The organism is Anoxybacillus sp. UARK-01 (assembly GCF_002075365.1).
Lineage (GTDB): Bacteria > Bacillota > Bacilli > Bacillales > Anoxybacillaceae > Anoxybacteroides > Anoxybacteroides rupiense.
Genome location: NZ_NASY01000040.1, coordinates 47,633 through 66,687 on the forward strand (window position 1 = coordinate 47,633; position 19,055 = coordinate 66,687).

Below are 19,055 nucleotides of genomic sequence, written 5' to 3' on the forward strand. Positions count from 1 at the left end.
TTATTGTCCTCCGTTTGTTTGGATTTTATCAGACACATAGTAAGCCAGCTGGCGGCAAGCATCACGCTCAATTTGCCGATACATATGCACAAATAATTCATATCCTTCCCGTTGAAACTGGCGAATCGGATCCTCTTGGCTATAATAGCGCAGCCCAATGCCCTCTTTCAGACGCTCCATCGCGTCGAGATGGTTGAGCCAATGATGGTCAATCGTGGAAAGAAGGAACGGCTTCAATTGCTGGTGCAGCCCGCGCTCACTTTCAAACAGCTGAAGTGTTTCAATATAGGCTTCCGCCGCTTCGTTAGCGGTTTGTTTCACTTCTTCCACATCATCAGCAGGGGCGTTCCATTGCAGCTGAGATGTCGGAATGAGCTCCCGCAGCTGCGCCGCTAGCCGTTGCATGTTCCACTCCTCTGGATCGACTTCCATTGGACACATTTGTTCAATTTCATATGGAATATAGGAGCGAAGCATACGGACGGCAATCGAGAGCGAATCCTCTGTTTCCAGCACTTGATTTCGCAACGTATAGATCGTGCTGCGCTGATCGTTCAACACATCATCAAGCTTGAGATTGTATTCGCGAATGGAGAAGCTGCTGCCCTCACAAATGCGTTGCACGCGATCGACAAACGCATGAATATCCTTGTCGAGAATCAGGCCGTGTTCGTCCGTTTTCAGCTTCTTCTGCAGTTTTTCGACCTCTTCTTTGGCAAACCGGCGGAACATGTCATCCTCAAGAGAAATGAAAAATTGTGACCGTCCCGGATCGCCCTGGCGCCCAGCCCGCCCTTTCAGCTGGTTGTCAATGCGCCGCGACTCATGCCGCTCCGTTCCGAGCACGAACAAGCCACCCAATTCCGCGACCCCTTCTCCCAGCATAATATCCGTTCCGCGTCCAGCCATATTCGTCGCAATCGTAATTTGCCCTTTCTGTCCGGCCAATGAAATCATTTGCACTTCCTGCTCAATCGTTTTCGCATTTAACAATTGAAACGGCAAATGTTCCTTTCGCAAATATTCCGCTACTTTTTCCGACTGCAAAATAGAAGTCGTCCCAATCAAAACCGGCTGTCCAGTTTCGTGAACGCGCTTCACCTCTTTGGCGACGGCGGTATATTTTTGCTCGATGGTCATAAAGACGCGATCCGGTTCATCGACGCGGATAACCGGTTTATTCGTCGGAATTTGCACGACGTCCATGCCGTATAACGTTTGGAATTCTTTTTCTTCCGTTTTGGCTGTTCCCGTCATGCCGGATAAAACCGGGTAAAGCCGGAAATAATTTTGGATCGTGATCGATGCTTGCGTTTTATTTTCTTCCGTGAGCTCCAGCCCTTCCTTCGCTTCGATCGCCTGATGCAATCCATTGCTTAAGCTGCGTCCTTCCATTGGCCGTCCGGTGAACATATCGATCAAAAGGATTTTTCCATCCTTGACGATATAGTCGATGTCGCGGTGGAACAGGACATGGGCCCTGAGCGCCTGAATGATATAATGATACAGCGTTTGATGTTGCAAATCGTAAAGATTGTCGATACCGAATCCTCGTTCAATTTTGGCAATGCCTTCTTCGGTTAAATTCGTCGCCTTCGTTTCTTCGTCGAAATAGTAATCGACATCTCGTTCCAACGATTTCACGATGCGCGCGCATAAATAGCTTAATTGCGAGCTCGTCTCCGTTTTGCCGGCGATGATAAGAGGAGTCTTCGCTTCGTCGATCAGCACGCTGTCGATTTCATCAATAATCGCGTAATGAAAGGGACGCTGCACCCGCTGTGACACATCGTAGACCATATTATCGCGCAAATAATCGAAACCGAACTCGCTGCCGATTCCGTATGTAATATCGGCGCGATAGGCTTTTTTCTTTTCTTCCCCATCCATCATCGGTAGATTCAATCCGACCGAAAGCCCTAAAAATTCATGAATTTGGCCGATCAGCTCGCGGTCGCGCTTCGCCAAATATTCGTTCACCGTAATCACGTGAACGCCCTTTCCTTCCAGTGCGCGCAAATAGCTTGGCAATGAAGCGACCAGCGTTTTTCCTTCACCTGTCGGCATTTCGGCGATGTTTCCTTCCGCAAGCACTAAACCGCCGATCAGCTGTACATCAAAATGGCGCATGCCCAGCACGCGTTTGGCGGCCTCGCGCACGACCGCAAACGCTTCCGCTTGAATGTCAAACACCGTTTTGCCATCCCGAAGCAATTGCTTAAAATAAGGCGTTTTGGCTTTTAATTCTTCATCAGATAAACGAGAAATCTCGTGTTCCAGTTCGTTAATGCGAGAGACGATTTGCTGATAGCTTTTCAGTCTCCGTTCATCGTGATTGACCAATCGTTTAATATAAGACAACATATTTGCAAGTCTCCTCCAAGCTTGTCGAATAGTCTCTTCATACAGTATAGCATCGTTCGTTTTTGGTTTCACCTGCGCGGAAAATATTTCTTCCTTTTTCTCTTATATGGATTATAATGTCATTATCAGGATAAATTTTTCAAACTATGAAACTTTTTCTTTGATCCGATCGTCTATAGAAACGTAGCTTCTTTTTTTACGAGAAAAGAAGAGAATTTCCAGGGGGGAAATGCTAATGAAAAAATGGACAAAAACCGCACTTTCGGTTGGACTAGCCTCGATGGTCGTCCTGCCGAGCTTTGCCCAAGCGACCGCAACACCGCCGCTTGAGCAATGGAAAAAGCAGCCGCGCCATGTGTTGAAAGCGCCGCTGGCTTACAAGCAGCTAGAACAAGCGCAAAAACAAATCAGCACGGATACGCTTATCGTCAAGTACAAAGAAAAAATCCCTGCGAGCGTTCACCGCAGCCTAGGCGCGAATGTGAAAAAGTCATTTCCAGCGCTTGGCTATGATGTGGTGACCGTGCAAAAAGGAAAGACGCTGCAGGAAGTGGCGAGAAACTATGCCCAGCTTAAGGCGGTGGCAAGCGTAACGCCGAGCTTTACATATCAAAAGCTTGGAACAAACGATCCGAAAAATGAAAAAATGTACCCGCTCTCTTTGCTGCAAATCGATAAAGCGCTCCAGCTTGCCGGGAAAAATAGCGTAACCGTCGCTGTCATTGATACAGGAATGGATATGAAGCATCCGGATTTACAAACGAAGCTGCTTCCATCCTATAACGCGGTCAATCCGGCAAGTCCTGGCGTGAAAGACACCCATGGAACACACGTAGCGGGCATTATTGGCGCGGCCGCGAACAATGGCATCGGTGCGCATGGCATCAATCCAAATGTGAAAATTTTGCCGATTGATGTATTCAATGGCGGTTCAGGAGCGAGCGACTATACGATCGCCCAAGGAATTTTATACGCGATCGAAAAAGGCGCAAAAGTCATTAATATGAGCCTTGGCGGCTACTTTAGCTCACCGATTCTCGAAGAAGCGGTGGAAAAAGCGATCGCTGCCGGCGTAACGGTCGTTGCCGCCGCAGGAAACGACGCAACCGATCTATATTCCATTCCTGCCGCTTACGAAGGGGTGATCAGCGTCGGTGCATCAGACAGCAAAAAACAGTTGGCGGACTTTTCAAACTACGGTCCTTCCGTGGACATCGTCGCGCCTGGAGTGGATGTGTACAGCTCCATCTATGATCCGGCAAAAGGAGCTTCTTTCGCGGAGCTAAGCGGAACGTCGATGGCTTCCCCGGTTGTTGCCGGTGTGGCCTCGCTTATTTTATCAAAACATCCAAACTTAAAGCCGTATCAGGTTGAAGCGATTTTGGAGCGGACGGCGACCGACTTAGGAGCGAAGGGGTATGATCTCAAATACGCGAACGGCCTCGTGAATCCAGTAGCCGCGCTGCAATACAATATCAAAAACTTGCCGACCAAACAAGAATGGACGGATGAAACGATTTTAGCGAAGGCTTCTCCGTTGCAATTGGGCGCTCAGCCGTTAACGAAAAAAGGCAGCTTTACAACGCCTGATGAAATTCATTGGGTGAAAGTCAGCCTGAAGGCGGGCGAAAGCGTGCAATCCGTTCTGGATGGAGCGAGTGATTACGATTATAAGCTCATTCTTCGTTTCTATCCGGAAGGGAAAAAACAATCGGACAAGCCGATCAACGTCAATGCTACCCGCGCTGGCGAAACGGAAGGAAAGCTTTTCACAGCTGAGACGGACGGCACGCTTGTCATTGGGGTCAAGGATGTCAACGGCCACTATAATTTGGAAGGAAAATCAAATTATACGCTGAAACTGCAAAAGCTCGCACAGCTTCCGGGCGATGAAGCAACCAAAACAGAACCGTTCAACATCAGCCAATTCCCATTTGACAGCGGTTCATTAACGTTTGTTCCCGACAAGAATGCCCAAGAAGCCGATAAAGACTATTTCAAATTTACGGTTGCCGAACCAACCATTGTGAAGTTTCAGCTTTCCGCTGTTCCAGGCGTTGATTCGGAGCTAAGCGTCTACCTTGCGGATGATTTAAATCGCTCCACGAACGCAACGAAACAGGAGCCGCCTATGCCGATTGTCGCGGCAAACAACAATGGAAGCGGAAAGGGAGAAACGCTGACGTTTGAAGCGCAGCCGGGGATGGAATTTGTGCTGGAAGCCTCCAGTGAGCCTGTCAATGACTTTTATTTCTATGATCCAATGAGCAGCGCCAATACAGGAGGCGGGCTGCCTGTTTCCGCGATCCCGTATCATGTAACGGCGGAGACAGTCAAACTGCCGGCCGATGAAGACGGCTATCCATCCTTTGACGATTCAGGAGAAAAGGGAGAGACACAAGAAGGAAAAGAAGCAGCGATCCAGCAGCAGCGCAGCCAAAATGCGAAGCAGCGGAACAACTTGATTATCGTGGAAGATGGGACATGGCGCTATTTTGAAAAAGAGGATATCCAAAAAATTAGAGAACAAGCCCTTCCTTACCATTTCGGCAGCCAGCAGTCCGGATATATTCAATTCAGTGATGATCGCGATTTTTATAAAGTGGCCGTGAACGAAACGGCAATTTATCAATTTAATTTTCATACGCCGGACGGAATGGTTCCGTGGGCGACGATCTATGAATATGATGCGAAGCAAAATGATTTATTGCCGATTGCCGAGTATTACGGCTATGACTATTTCACCGGCCAAAAAACGTCGGAATTCACAACCGTTCTAGAAAAAGGCAAGGAGTATTATTTATCGATTGCCAACGACCGCTACCAACCGGTTTCTGATCCATATACATTTACAGGGAAAAAACAAATGGATGCGCCAAAAGACGCCAATGAGAATAATAACGAGCCGATCCGCGCAACAGTGGTTCAGCCAAATAAAGCGGTAACCGGCAACTTTGTCCTTCCGAACGATACGGACATTTACTATTACAAACATCGCAAAGCCGATGAAGTCTTTTCTTTCTTTGCGCGCCCGAACAAGCTCGATCACGCGGAAAGCCTGCCAGCGGCGCTGCGCGGCACATTAATTCCGTACGTGACAGTGGTGGAAGATACTAACGGCAATATGAACATCGATGAAAGTGAAGCAGGAAAAGCGATCGATTTTTGGCCGACAGGCTGGAGCCCGCTGTACGATGTGAACGGTTCGTTTAAGGCGAAAAAAGACACGGGCTACTTCTTTATTACCAGCAGCATCCTTTGGAACGGCTTGTCACTGCAATCGTATCGCTTTGGCATCGAATCGTTTCAGGCCAAAGATGAAGATGCCGGATCTGTCGTGAAAAACAACGTGCCATCCAAGCCGCTCGGCTTCAAGAAGGAAGGCCGCGCCTATAAAGCAACCGGCTACTTAAACGCGGGTGTCGATTATGGCGATAAGGACTATTATACATTGACCGTGACAAAGGAAGGCGCATTTACGCTGAAATTAGACGGATCCAGCACATTCGATGGCGTGATTTCCATCTATAACGAAAAAGGCGGACTTGTGCAAACAATCGATTATTACGGCGAAGGCGACAGCGAAGTGGCAACGGTGACGCTGAAAAAAGGAAAATATTATTTTGCGGTGGAGGATTCGTTCGCACGTCCGAATACCCAGCCGTACACACTGTCCATTTCCCCTCAAAAATAATCGATGAAAAACGCGCTGATTCATTCAGCGCGTTTTTTGTTAGAAATCGCAACAGCGGTTGACGTTTGGTGGACGCAGGCTGATAGGCATTTTTGAAACAAAAGTCCGCAAACGCCTATTTTTTGCTCGACTGACGGACGGCCATCATTCGAAAGTCCTGGCTAGGGAAGCTCATTTTGCTTGCTGACGTTTAGCTGTTACATGGCTAGGAAATCAATGGGTCACATTCTACTGGCAATCTATGATACTATAAAAATAGAAAATATAGATAAGGGAGAAAAAGAGAATGCGTAAATATGCGGTCGCGGTTTTCTTACTTTTTGCGATGTTTCTTGTCGGCGGAAAAACAGCCGATGCCCATGTGATTGATTTAACGAACAAAGCGCAAATCCAAAGCTACGAAGACTTCTATCCACTGATTGCCCGCTACAAAGGAGCCAGCGGCGTAACGATCGAAAGCTACAGCAGCAAATGGCGCACAACGGCGCAGCTGAAGGCGCTGGAAGCGGAATTGCTCGCGAATAAGCACGGCCCTGAGCTGTCCCTGCTTGGAAAAGTGATGATTTTTCCTGATTATCCGGCGGGCGCCAATGTGCTTGGCCAATATTTGGCCGAATATCAAATCAGCGGCACGAAACTGTCGCTTTCGCCTAATCGCGTCATTCAGCTATACGGCGGCAATGAGTTCACGACCGTCGAGCAGCTGGCGACCACGCTATCCCATGAGTACGGCCACCATTTTACTTATTATTATTTGATTAATAAAGAGCAGCTGCAGCCAAATGCCTGGCTTCGCTCGAAATACGCGGCTGCGCGCGAGCTGTTCCGCTATCCGTCTGTCCATGTCGATGACAACGGAGCGTATGAATGGTTGTTTCCTGAAATTTTAGCCGAGGATTATGTGCAACTATTCGGCTCCAACCTTGCGCTAAAAGGACATATGCAAATGAATCCGGCGCTGCCGACTCCGTTCGAGCTGTCGGGAGTGGAAAACTACTGGCATCAGCAGTTGGGCAACGACTACACGGTTCAAGCGCCTCTCTCTCTTTTATTAACGGGATATGCAGCCGATACATTGGATCCTTCGTACTATCATTTACGTCTTTATTTATACAGCCCGAAAACGAGCGCCTATATAAACGCGCAGGATGGAAAGGGCCAGTACGCTTCCGTCTATTTAGACACGCTTTCCAGCGGGGTGACGGAAAAATGGTACGACCCGCAAAAGCTGAGTGATGATGTTTCTTGGCTGTTCGAAAAGAACTGGAACGACAGCGTTTTATTTCGCGCCGTCCAACATGCGCAAAAAGGATTCAACCGCGGCTCGACCACGCTAAAAATCAACTATAGCAGCATCGACTCGGCGGTCCGCACCCGTCCGCTTTTCCCGGATCTTGAGGATGAAGAACTCAAGCAGGCGGTGCAGCGCCTATATGAGCGAAGCATCGTGACCGGCTATCCTGACGGAACCTTTCGCCCAAATGAAAAACTGCTTCGCCGCCATGCCGCGCGCATGATCGTAAAGGAGCTGGGGCTCAAGCTCCCAGAAGGCTATCAGCTCAAGGCGACCGACATGAAGCCGGGCGACGCCGGCTATGAAGACATGGCGATCGCTGAAGCTTACGGCCTATTGGGCCAAGACGGAAGGCTGCGGCCAAACGAGTATTTGACAAGGGCGCAAATGGCGGCTGTGCTCGTTCGCGCGTATGAAAATCTCTATCAAAAGCCGGCGGTGAACCATTCCTTTGCGGATGTTGCTCCGTCATTTTGGGCTTATCAAGAGATCAATACGCTCGCCGATAATCAAATCACCGTCGCCAATCCATTCCGGCCGAACGAGTATGTCACACGAGGTCAAATGGCGCTATTTTTAAAACGAACCATCGACAAAAGACCTGCACCGTAGCCCCTATGCACCCAGCGCAAAGACGAACGGAAAACCGGCATCCGTAGGCAAGCATCTGATTTAGACGTTGCTGAAGCGCATAGGCCAGCCGTTGCGCTGGCGATCTATGAATCTATGAAAACGAGGAGGAAAATAGAAATGAAACGTGCGTTCATCCAAATAGGCGCCGCTTTTAGCCTTTTGCTTGTTCCGCAAGCAGCCGCCCATGCCGAGTCCATCGATCCGGTGAAGCCGGCCGCCGCTCTTGATGCGGTGAAGCAGTTGACAACGGCGGAAATCAAGCAGAGGCTGCATGAAGCGGCGGACCGCTATGGCATCCCGGGGGAAATTTTAAAGGCGATGGCTTATGTCGAAACGGGCATGAAGCAATTTGACGAAAACCGCAACCCGATTGTGACAAACGATGGCGGCATCGGCATCATGCAGGTGACATTAACGGATGAGGAAATGCGGGCAAGAAACATCAATAAAGAAAAGCTGCTGTACGACACGGCATACAATATCGACATCGGCGCGCAAATTTTAAAGGAGAAATGGAACTGGGCGGGCACGCGAATTCCGAAAATCAATGACCAAAACCCGGATATAATCGAGAATTGGTATTTTGCGGTGATGGCCTATAACGGTTTATCGAAGCGCAACGACCCGAACTTGCCGCATGATCAAAAACCGTACCAAGACCGGGTGTTTGATGTGATTCGCGACCATAGTCTTGTCGATGTGAAAAGGATTCCCCGCTTTCAGGCCGAGTATTCGGATGAAAACCAGCCGGATATTATGTACTTTCCTGTGAAACAATATAACTGGCCGCAGCTGGATACGAAGACAACCCAGCATTACCATGCGGGAGACAAGCTATATACATGGAACAGCCAAGCATCGTATTCCAACATCCGCAACGGAGTCGATGGCACGATTATTCTCAAAGCGCCTCACTATACGCCGCTTGAAATCGTCGGCGGCCCTTATGAATCAGCGGCCAATCCGGCAAATCATTATGTCTTTTACCGCGTAAAGGGCAATGGAATCGACGGCTATGTCGCTTCCTCGAATGTAGTGAAAGCCGCTGTGAAAATCTTTTCCGATCTATCGGATCGCGAGGTCGTCTCAGCTGTGACCTATCTTTATCTAAAGAACGTGATTACCGGGTATGAGGATGGGACCTTTCGCCCAAATGACCGGCTGCTTCGCCGCCATGCCGCAAAAATGCTCGTCAATGAGCTAGGCTTGGAGCTTCCTAAAGGCTATGTTCCAAAGGCGAAGGATATGAAGCCGAGTGATCCTGGCTATAAAGAAATGGTCATTGCCGAAGCCTATGGACTCATGGGCCAAGACGGAAGGCTGCGGCCAAACGAGTATTTGACAAGGGCGCAAATGGCTTCGATTTTAGTTCGCGCCTATCGCGCTTATTACGATGCGCCGAAAACGCAGAAAACCTTTAAAGATGTGCCGCTCCATTTCTGGAACTACAATGAGATTAACACGCTCGCTTATAACGGCATTACCGTCGTGGACACCTTCCGCCCGAATGAAAACGTCACGCGAGGGCAATTTGCTTTATTTTTAAAGCGCACGCTCGACAAAAAGGAAGAACAATAAAAAGAGGCTGAGTCCAAAGGTCATGAAAAAATGACGTTTGGACTCAGCCTCATCTGCCTTTTTGACAAAAACAACGCCGCCGTTTGCCGCTTATTCGTGAGCCGCGCGATAGAGGAAGACGGCAAACTGCGCGCGCGTGACGGTATCTTCAGGACGGAACGTGCCGTCTTCATATCCGGTCGTAATGCCCGAAGCAGCGAGCGCCTGAATATCCTTATAAGCCCAAAACGAAGGCGAGACATCGGTGAAGGACTGATCGACAGCCGGCTGCTTTAAGTCAAATACTCTTGTCAAGATGGCCGCCAGCTGGGCGCGCGTCAATGTTTCTTCAGGACGGAAGCTGCCGCCGCTGCCGGTAATATAGCCTTTTTTCTGCATGGCGTTAACCGCCCCGACCGCCCAATGCTCCGAAGGCACATCGCGGAAAATGGCGGAACGGTTCGAAAGGTCGAGCTGTAAATATTCCCCTAGGTATGAAGCGACCTCCGCGCGGGTGATCGGTTCGTTCGGCTTAAAGTAGCTGTTTTCATACCCGAGGATCAGCCCGTCCTCGGAAAGCGTGCGAATTTCGTCATAGGCCCAATACGAGCTTGGAATGTCTTGAAACCGTCCCGGCTGCAAGCGATACGCGAGCACCCGCTTGGCGCCGACATATCGTTTTCCCCAATAATACGGATCATTCACCGAGGAAACCATAACCCCTTTCGAGGACGCGGAATGGATAAATTGGCCGTCGCCTATGTATATTCCTGCATGGGACACGCCGCTGCCGCTGGTGTTGAAAAAGACGAGATCCCCGGTGCGCAAATCGCTTTTCTTCACGCTTGTCCCCATGCGGTACATCTCCGTCGTCGTTCGTGGAATATCAATGCCGAGCGAACTGTACACATGGCGGATAAAGCCGGAGCAATCGAAGCCTTTCGCCGTCGTGCCGCCCCATTGATACGGAACGCCGATGTATTTCTTGGAGGCGGGAATAATTTTGTCATAATTCACCGCCGCGTGCGCCGGAGAATGGCCCATCCACCAAACACCCCCGCACATGAGCATCGCCAAAAGCAACTTCCGTCGCATATCGACATATCCCCCCTGATGCATAAAAAATTCTCCGAATTTTGTCACTATTGGTAGTCTAACATATTCAGCTTTTTACGGACTTTACATTTTTGTAACAAATTTTAAGTCATGAAACAGGGTGAAAAGTCATAAAGTAATCGTGTTGGAAAGGGAGGAAAGAAGTGGAGATGAGAAAAAGACAAATTTTTATGAAAAAACCTTGCATAACATGAGATTTTTAGTAGAATATTAGCTAGAGAGATAGAAATTTGTCCATTTTTTGTGTGGAATATAGGAACACATTGACAAATGGCTTATTAAAAACTATACTAGTAATTGTTTGGTAACTAAATTTAAGAGTATTGGGGAAACATAGAGAAAGCGGTCTCTTAAATTTAGTTTAAAATAATTATAGAAACAACTATAACAAGGGAGGAAATAATACAGATGGCTTACCAACCAAAGTCTTACCGTAAATTTTTGGCTGGCTCTGTGTCTGCTGCGTTAGTAGCGACAGCAGTTGGCCCAGTCGTAGCAAGCGCTGCGTCCTTCAGCGATGTAAACCCTAACGACTCTCATGCTGCAAACATTGAGAAATTAGTCGAAAAAGGATACATCAAAGGCTACGAAGACGGCACATTCAAACCGTACAACAACGTTACACGCGGTCAAGTAGCGAAAATTTTCGCTCGCATTTTAAAAGATAACGGCTTCCAAGTTCCAGCCGACAAAAAAGCGTTCGACGATGTTCCTGTTGACGCAAAAGACCAAGAATTAGTCGAAGCGGCTGCCATCGTGAAAGCGGCAGGCGTGATGACTGGAAACGAAGGCAAATTAAATCCAACTCAAACGATGACTCGCCAACAAATGGCGAAAGTGCTTGTAGAAGCATTCGACTTAACAAAACCAGCAGATTTCACATCTAAAATCACGGACCTAGACAAAGCGGACGAATGGGCTCGCGATTACATCAAAACATTAGAAGCAAACGGCGTAACAGTTGTAACAGAGTACAATCCAAAAGGAACGGTCACTCGCGCAGCGTTCGCTTCATTCGTCGTTCGTGCGTTGGAAGCGCAAGAAGCGGCGAAAGATGTTAAAGTTGAGAGTGTAAGTGCGATTACTAAAACAACTGTGAAAGTAACTTTTAAACCTCTAACAGAGGAAAAAACAGGTTTTGCTCCTGAAGTTTTAGATAACAACGGGAATAAAGTAGAGGTTATACCAGTTGATTTACAAGTTGGAGAAACAGAAGCTACGTTAACATTTAAAACACCTTTATCTGCTGATCCAGTTGGTGTTTGGACAGTTGGCGGTGTTAAATTTGATAACGATGCGGTTAAAAATTACAATGATATCGTAACAGCTGCTTCAAACGGTAACGAGGTGGCTTTACTTGCGGCTCTTAAAAAAGCTGGATTATCAAATGTTAAAGATGAAAATATTACAGCTTATTTAACAGCTATCAATGCTTCTACAACAAAAGAAAAATTAGCAGATATTCAAACAATTATTGATAAAACAAATGAAACTTCACTAACAGCTGCAGAAGCTGCAGCAGCAGTTAAAGCTGTTAACGATGCTACAAACCAAGTTCAATTATTAGCAGCTTTACAAGGTAAAGCATTTACTCGTGTAAATCCTGATTGGATTGTTGATTACAACTCAGGAATTGTAGCAGCAAAAGCTACACCAACAAACACTGATACTGTTGCTAAAATTCAAGCTATTGTTGATTCAGTAAATAGCACGAAAATTGCAGCAGCAAATGCGGCATCTACTACAGTAGCTACACAAAATGCTGTAACTGAGTTAATTAAAAAGTATGTTGCTGATGATGTGGCTCCTGCTACTGCGAAAGCAGATGCTATTAAGGCATCAGAAATTAAAGCTGCTATTTTTGGAGTAAAAGAAGCTACTACACCAGCAACTGTTTATAATGCATTAGTTAAGTTATCTTCGTTAGATGGAACTAACTTACCAGCAACTGCATTAAATGCTAACCTAAAAACAGACTATTTAACTGCTAAGAATGCTGCTTCTATTTCTGGTACAACTACTGTATCTCAATTAAGAACAGCTGTAGTAACAGCAGCAGATACCGCAGCATTAACCGCAGCATTATCTGCTATCGATACTATTACTGCTACAACTGATTTAGCTGACGTAAAAGCTAAATTACAAAAATTAGCTGATGTAACTAGCCATAAAGGTACATCTAAATTCGATATGGCTAAAGTTGTAGATTCTCGTTTAGCAGACTATCGTGCAGCATTAGCAACTTTAAATACATCTAATCAAACACAAGTAGAAACAGCTATCGCGACAGTAAACGGTCAAAAAGATGTAGAAGCAAATTTAGCTATATTAAAAGATTCAACTAAAACAGTTGCTCAAGTTCGTGATGCTTTAGTTGAGTTAGCAGCAGCTGCAGCACCAAATGCTACTACAACTGCATTCTTAAACGTATCTTCTCAAGTAAAATTAGAGGTAGCTCAATTTATCGTAGATAACCGTTCAAATTTAGCTGCTACGTTAACTAGTACAATTGTAACAAGTGACACAGGCAGTGACTATGCGACAGCTCCGTTAAAGACAGCTCTTGCGGATCATGAAGAACAACTTGCTAAATTCAATGAAATTGGAGACCTAACAGCAGCTACTATTTCTACTACTAAGACAGCGTTAGATACATTTGCTTATGCTCCATATGTAGCGTTAACAACAACACAAAAAATTGCTGTTGCTGAAGAAATTAACAAGTTAACTAAAACGACTACAAGTGGTGGAACAACTACTACGACTCCACTAAACTTTGATGGAGTAGATGCAGTAACAACATTAAAGCAAGCATATGATTATATCGATGCTGCTATTAAGAAAGTATTAGGAAATTAATGATTTTTACAATCGAGGCGCTTATTGTTAAGCGTCTCGATTTTTAAGTTTATTCTCAAGCAAGGGACAGATAGATTTATGAATATAACAAATATAAAAGGAACAGTGGCTATTCCTCTATCAGATCAAAAATTATTATTAAGAAATAGTTGTTCCGGAAAAATTTCCTTTATAGGAGGAAAAGTAGAAGAAAGCAAAATTGGTGAGTTTTTATCTGATTTGGAAAGTAAGATAACTTGTGAAACTGATGATTTATCATCCCTTAAATATTCCATATTGTTACTACAAGATAATCACATTATGAAGGAAGAGTACGTTGCAAGGGTTAATAGCCTTGAGAAATTGTACGATATAAAAAACAGAGTAGAGCATATTAAGGCAGAGTTGGGTAGTAAATTCAATGCAAAAGCTAGGGAAATGGAAATAGAAAGACTAGTTAGTTTGTTACAAACGACATATTCATGTCCTCTCCGAGCTGTGCTTGAGGAAGAACTAAATAGTTTAACGGAATTTAACGATAGCACATTAAACACAACTAACTCCATAGAGTATTCTATTAGTAACATAAAGGAAATAAGTAATAGTTTAGATTTAGATGAATTGCTGTGCGAAAATATGATTGAAGAGTACATTAACATCCCTACCAGAGAAAGAATTCATGTAGCTAATACTTTATTTAGATTTAAAAACGAACTATTATCGAAAGAGGATATAGTAAAAAAAATTAATGAGGTTAGAAAATCTCAAGATTTTTTCGTTAATCAAGATAAACTTGAAGATGATTATAAAATTACAATAGATGTTATGGATATTTCTAAAATTAGAATGTAGGTGCCTGTGTATAGGGGCTGCGTGCCTGTGGTCAATCCCCCAAAAAAAACAGACACTTATAAATTCGACATTAAGATGCAATATGCCCCCTGAATTCTACAGGGGGCATATTGTTTCATTTTTTCTGGAACCGATGATGATAGAAATCAATCTATTTTTTAATAGATGTAAACGCTTCCTTTATTGTATTGAACGGAGAAAGATGAAAGATCTCTGTTTTAAAGTGAGAGAAGAATCCCTCTATACAGGCATGATCTCAGCATTTCCCTTTCCTTGACATACTTGGAGTGATACCGTACGGTTTACGTAATGGGTGATATTTATTGGAACGGGTACTGCATCCCTTGATCACGGTGTAGAAGGATGTTTGAAGCCGTTTCTCTTTTTTTGATCGCCATTTTGAATGTTTTTTCTACAAGTTCCATATCATTTCTTAGACTAACCTGATAAGTCATGATTTCATGATTAAAAAGATCCATAATGGCCGATCAATCGATTGGTTGATGATGGACTTTGAACTCGGTGATATCCGTAACCCATTTTTCATTTGGTTTCTCTGTGTGAAACTCACGATTGAACGTATTTTCATATTTAAATCCAGCTGACTTCTCACGGTAATTTTTATACGATTTTTTGCGACGAATCACAGCCTGTAAACCTAGCTTTTTCATGATTCGATGGACTTTTTTATGGTTGACGATCGGATCATATTCTCTACGTCATGTAGTAGTAATCCTTCTTACTCCATCAATCCCCTTCATTTGATGAAAAACATAGGAGATGAGTGTTTCCCGTTCTGCATCTGGGTTCTTTTCGTTTCCCGTATGGATCATAGCCGCTTCGAGATACTTCTCATGCACGGCATAACACGGTGACAGGAGACGGATGACGTAACTCGTCGATAGCTTGGTATTTTTCCCTCCCTCCTTTCGGTGCAAAATCTCTAAGTATTTTTTTATGGCTTCTCCCTCGATTTTGAACTCTTCTAACCTTTTTTCAGTAGATGATGTGCATGTTCTTACTGGTTTTGTTCATGAACGATCCAACGCTGCTTCGCCCTATTGTTTATATTTCTTAATCCATTGCAATGACGAATGCCTAATTCCTCCGCCACTATAACGACCGGTTCCTCGTCCCTCTAACACTCGTCAAATGACTTCTAGTTTCATCGCTTTACTATCATCTCTGATGTTTTTCTGATGATGACATTCTATTTCCCCCTCAATCCATCATTCTAGCTGTCGAGATAGCATCGTGTCCATTTGTATTTTGCAATAAACACCATTATAATGGATACATCACACTGTCACGCCCCGAAGTTTGTCGAACATAGAAACAGAGAGCCAAAGGACTCTATGTATTTCTAAATTTCGCAACCTTCGCGGTGTGACATCCAATATGTAGCTTGTATAACGAAATATACGCTACACTCTTTCACCGATGAATATGAAATTGGTCTGTTTTTATTTGTTCAAGCTCCCAGTTTTCGTTGGAAATATAAATAACACCGTCTTCTTCAGCTACTGCCCTCCCTTTAATCTCTTTTTGTTTTCCTTTTGGATCATATACGATAATAGCTTCAGTTTGAATCTCGCTAATTGAAGTGATGGTCCGAATCACTTTAGCAGAAGCAATAGAGATTCTCGGGGTGCCCACATACGCAAGTAATGTGCATAAAAGGATAAATGCGATAAAGCCGTTACGACTTTTAGGATTAATAATTCCTTGCGACAGTTCTTGAATAATAAAATCGAGCCCGCTCTTGTCTTTTGGCTTTTTTGGAGGATTCACAAGCCTATCTTCAAATCGGACAGCAATGAGATGACTAATTAAAAAGGATGGCAAAATCAAAAGGCATAATAAACGTATATCTAGTGTAAGATGATCGGTAGCACTTGCATTTTTTACAAACAGGGTCCAAAGAATGAAAGAAAAAGGCATAAAAAATATAAAATTCCATCTGTTACTATAAGGGATCAAGCAAAATAATAGACCGAAAATGAAAAATGCGGAATTTACTAAAATAATTATCCAACTCTCATTTGGCGTTATTTGAAAAAAAACGACAATAAAAATAAACAAAATGACTCCAGAAAAACCTCCCGCTATTGATTTAAGGGGGGTCCTACTTCCGATTATTGGAAACAAAATCATTAATGAAAGAATGATTGGAAAAATCCAAACAATTAAAAAATACAAATTGTTTTTTAAATTTATATTCTGATAAAAAAACATGGTCATGAGTACATGGAACACCGTTAATATCAATAACACAACAAATGTATTTAGCAATTTTTTCTCCATCGCAAATTTTAGAGCATACATAATGAGACTGATAGATAAAGCAAGTATAAACCATGTAAATGCTAGAGTTTTTTGATGAAAAGGAATGATTCGTGTCAACACTTCCAAATTTGAAAAAGAACTGTCAAATTCTCCACCAAAATAATATCCGTAAAGAAATGAATAGGTCGCCAAATAAGATAAAGAAGAAACGACAGCCACAATCAAAGTAATAAGAGTTAGTTTGCGATATATTTTGTGCAGTTTCGTTATGACTATTTCCACAATCTCACTAGCCGATTTCTCCATTTTATCCATGACAATGTCTCCCCTTTATATGAATGATAATCAAAAACTTCAATAAAAACTTTTTTTTATGGATAGATTTTCTGTATATGCAGCCAAAGTTAGACTAGGGGGAATGATTCCAAAAAGCATTACAGAAATAATCAAGATGATTTTATACCTTCTAATCATTCCTACTTCACTTTCCTACATAATTAGCTTCAATAACCATAAATTCTAAAAGCCCATTTACTCCTAAGCGGACTTTGTAATTTCCTACATTTACAAATTCGCCATTCCTCGGAAAGTACTCCCCATTTTTTCGGCAGCTCTAGCTTCTTGTACTTTCTCATTGATCTTTTGCTCTAAATTAGCAAGCTCTGGAGCAGAAAGTTTCATCCATTCCATTGCTAAATATTGAGCAGCACCAGAGCGAAAATCATATCTAATTACAAACGTTTTTCCATTTTGATCGTAATACATCAACTCGTTGTGACCGCTAAATAAAACGGAACAGAATTCGATTGATTAAATTGAACAGTTTTTAACCAGTTAGAAGCGTGCACTTTACATGGAGTGGCGTACATGATAGCCTCGTTTCATGCGGCTGATTCTTGTTGTTGCTCGCTTTTTAGGAAATATCTTGTACGCAGAGGCTCCATGTCAAGTGACAGGGATTACGCTGGAATTTCCAGAAAAGTGTTCACTCTTATTTAGCGAAAACTGTTCAATTTTTCTCGTCGGTTACACCCGTAGGGCATTTGACTTTTAATCGGCTTATAATTAGGATTCTTTAAATATAAAGAAGCATCGATTTGGTCATAGAATTTTAAGTTAGTATTCTTAACCACGGTTAACCCTTCTGTCAACATCCTCATCATCAATGGACTTTTTTCTACATAGTCGGCTACTTCGATATTTTCCTCAAATAAGCCTGGATTTTCTTGAATGATCGTTTCTACTTTGTTAGCAGGCGTTGGATCATTCGGGATCGGCGCTGGCTCAAAGTTAGGGTCCATGTTCAGCGCCCGATATAAAAAAGAGGCATATTGAGCACGCGTTACTTTTTCTTCCGGCTTGAAGTATCCTCCTGAACCGAATGTGATGCCGTTGCTGTATAGCGCGCGAACATACTCTTTCGCCCAATGACGATCCGTGTCAGGTACTCGGTTGGCCGAAACTTGCCGTCCGTTCCGTCGAAGATATTGGCTTGCTGTACTTTTCTGATAGCATCAGCATAGACGTAGTCGCTTGGAACATCTTTAAACTTCTCGGCCGGCTCAACCACAGGCAAGTCAAGCGAGCGGGCCAGCAACACCGCCACATGGTCGCGGCGAATCGCGTTATTCGGTTTAAATGTCCCGTCTTCGTATCCCTTGACCACTCCTTGTTCTTTCATCTTCATGATCTCGTTGTATGCCCAGAATGATGGGCTTACGTCGGAAAAATCCTTCTTGATTTCTGCGGCTTGGGCGGAAGGATGGCCAGACGAAAAAAACAACCCGATCCATACCAACGCTCCCATTCCTACGATACTTCGAAAACGTTTCATGGCTTCATCCCTACCTATCTCATATTCTCTTCCATCCTTATTTTAACATGCGCGGAAATGTATGAAACGAAAAGGACACCTTTTTAAAACAAAAAAGCTCCGCAGTCATTCCCTGCGAGGAGACTTTCGGCATTACACTTCGAAAGGGGCGGGTACGGATCCCTAATGAAGAAAAAGAAACAGAGAGCCATCAGACTCTCTGTTTCTATGTTCGACAAACTTCGGGGCGTGACAGTGGATCGAGCCTTCAAAAGTAGACATGTATAAATTCGGGAAAAAATGTTTATACAGAGAATAAACATCCATGAGTAAATTTTACTCCCCACCCATGCATGAAAATCAAGCCTTCCTTCCCATAATGAATATTAACGCAAACCGTTTTGAAAGACGTTCTTTTTTATGGTGATTCGACCCTGTAGAATAAACTGTTTGAGTCCATTTGGTGCTCCACCCATTGTGAGCCCTTTTCCTATGGAAAAGGTGACTACGAACAGAAAAATGCCTAACACACAAATGGACTCTCTGTTTGCGAATTCATCCATGAAAGGAGTAAGGATGATGGATGTTCTTTATCATCGTTGCGCGGG

At 44.1% G+C, this 19,055-nt stretch carries 11 protein-coding genes and 1 pseudogene; 5 read left to right on the plus strand and 7 right to left on the minus strand.

Annotated features, from left to right (window positions below):
* Positions 1–2,364 (minus strand): accessory Sec system translocase SecA2, encoded by a 2,364-nt coding sequence (gene secA2, locus B6A27_RS08720; protein ID WP_080861662.1) that lies wholly within the window; start codon positions 2,362–2,364, stop codon positions 1–3.
* Positions 2,365–2,599: 235 nt separating this feature from the next.
* Here secA2 and B6A27_RS08725 point away from each other — a divergent pair, with 235 nt between their 5' ends.
* The 3 genes from B6A27_RS08725 (at position 2,600) to B6A27_RS08735 (ending at position 9,563) form a co-directional block, all read left to right on the plus strand.
* Positions 2,600–6,058 carry a S8 family peptidase gene (locus B6A27_RS08725; RefSeq protein ID WP_080861667.1) on the plus strand — a complete coding sequence of 1,153 codons (3,459 nt, stop codon included), beginning with the start codon at positions 2,600–2,602 and terminating at the stop codon, positions 6,056–6,058.
* A 286-nt stretch (positions 6,059–6,344) separates the two neighbouring features.
* The gene (locus B6A27_RS08730; protein WP_080861670.1) at positions 6,345–7,964 is read left to right on the plus strand and encodes an S-layer homology domain-containing protein; all 1,620 of its coding nucleotides are present in this window, start codon (positions 6,345–6,347) and stop codon (positions 7,962–7,964) included.
* 138 nt (positions 7,965–8,102) lie between these two features.
* A complete protein-coding gene (locus B6A27_RS08735; RefSeq protein ID WP_161491038.1) occupies positions 8,103–9,563 on the plus strand; it encodes an S-layer homology domain-containing protein in 1,461 nt (486 codons plus the stop codon).
* 90 nt (positions 9,564–9,653) lie between these two features.
* Here the strand turns inward: B6A27_RS08735 and B6A27_RS08740 are convergent, their stop codons facing one another.
* Entirely contained in the window at positions 9,654–10,637 is a 984-nt protein-coding gene (locus B6A27_RS08740) for a C40 family peptidase (RefSeq protein ID WP_080861676.1), read from the minus strand.
* Between the two features lie 429 nt (positions 10,638–11,066).
* On the opposite strand from B6A27_RS08740, the gene B6A27_RS08745 reads away from it, so the two are divergent.
* Both B6A27_RS08745 and B6A27_RS08750 read left to right on the plus strand, forming a co-directional pair.
* Positions 11,067–13,517: an S-layer homology domain-containing protein gene (locus B6A27_RS08745; protein ID WP_080861678.1), complete on the plus strand. Its 2,451-nt coding sequence runs from the start codon at positions 11,067–11,069 to the stop codon at positions 13,515–13,517.
* 78 nt (positions 13,518–13,595) lie between these two features.
* Positions 13,596–14,348 (plus strand): hypothetical protein, encoded by a 753-nt coding sequence (locus B6A27_RS08750; protein WP_080861681.1) that lies wholly within the window; start codon positions 13,596–13,598, stop codon positions 14,346–14,348.
* Positions 14,349–14,836: 488 nt separating this feature from the next.
* On the opposite strand, the pseudogene B6A27_RS08755 reads toward B6A27_RS08750, so the two are convergent.
* The 5 genes and pseudogenes from B6A27_RS08755 to B6A27_RS08775 form a co-directional block, all read right to left on the minus strand.
* A pseudogene (locus B6A27_RS08755) lies at positions 14,837–15,055 on the minus strand (IS3 family transposase); the annotation flags it as partial.
* Between the two features lie 727 nt (positions 15,056–15,782).
* The gene (locus tag B6A27_RS08760) at positions 15,783–16,949 is read right to left on the minus strand and encodes a hypothetical protein (RefSeq protein ID WP_080861687.1); all 1,167 of its coding nucleotides are present in this window, start codon (positions 16,947–16,949) and stop codon (positions 15,783–15,785) included.
* 249 nt (positions 16,950–17,198) lie between these two features.
* On the minus strand, positions 17,199–17,402 hold the full coding sequence (locus B6A27_RS08765; protein WP_139788104.1) for a hypothetical protein: 204 nt from the start codon (positions 17,400–17,402) through the stop codon (positions 17,199–17,201).
* 227 nt (positions 17,403–17,629) lie between these two features.
* Positions 17,630–18,022, minus strand: a complete 393-nt coding sequence (locus B6A27_RS08770; RefSeq protein WP_236631824.1) for a hypothetical protein — start codon at positions 18,020–18,022, stop codon at positions 17,630–17,632.
* On the minus strand, positions 17,977–18,468 hold the full coding sequence (locus B6A27_RS08775; RefSeq protein WP_080861693.1) for an S-layer homology domain-containing protein: 492 nt from the start codon (positions 18,466–18,468) through the stop codon (positions 17,977–17,979). Before B6A27_RS08775 ends, B6A27_RS08770 begins: the two co-directional genes overlap by 46 nt.
* Between the last annotated feature and the right edge of the window lie 587 nt (positions 18,469–19,055).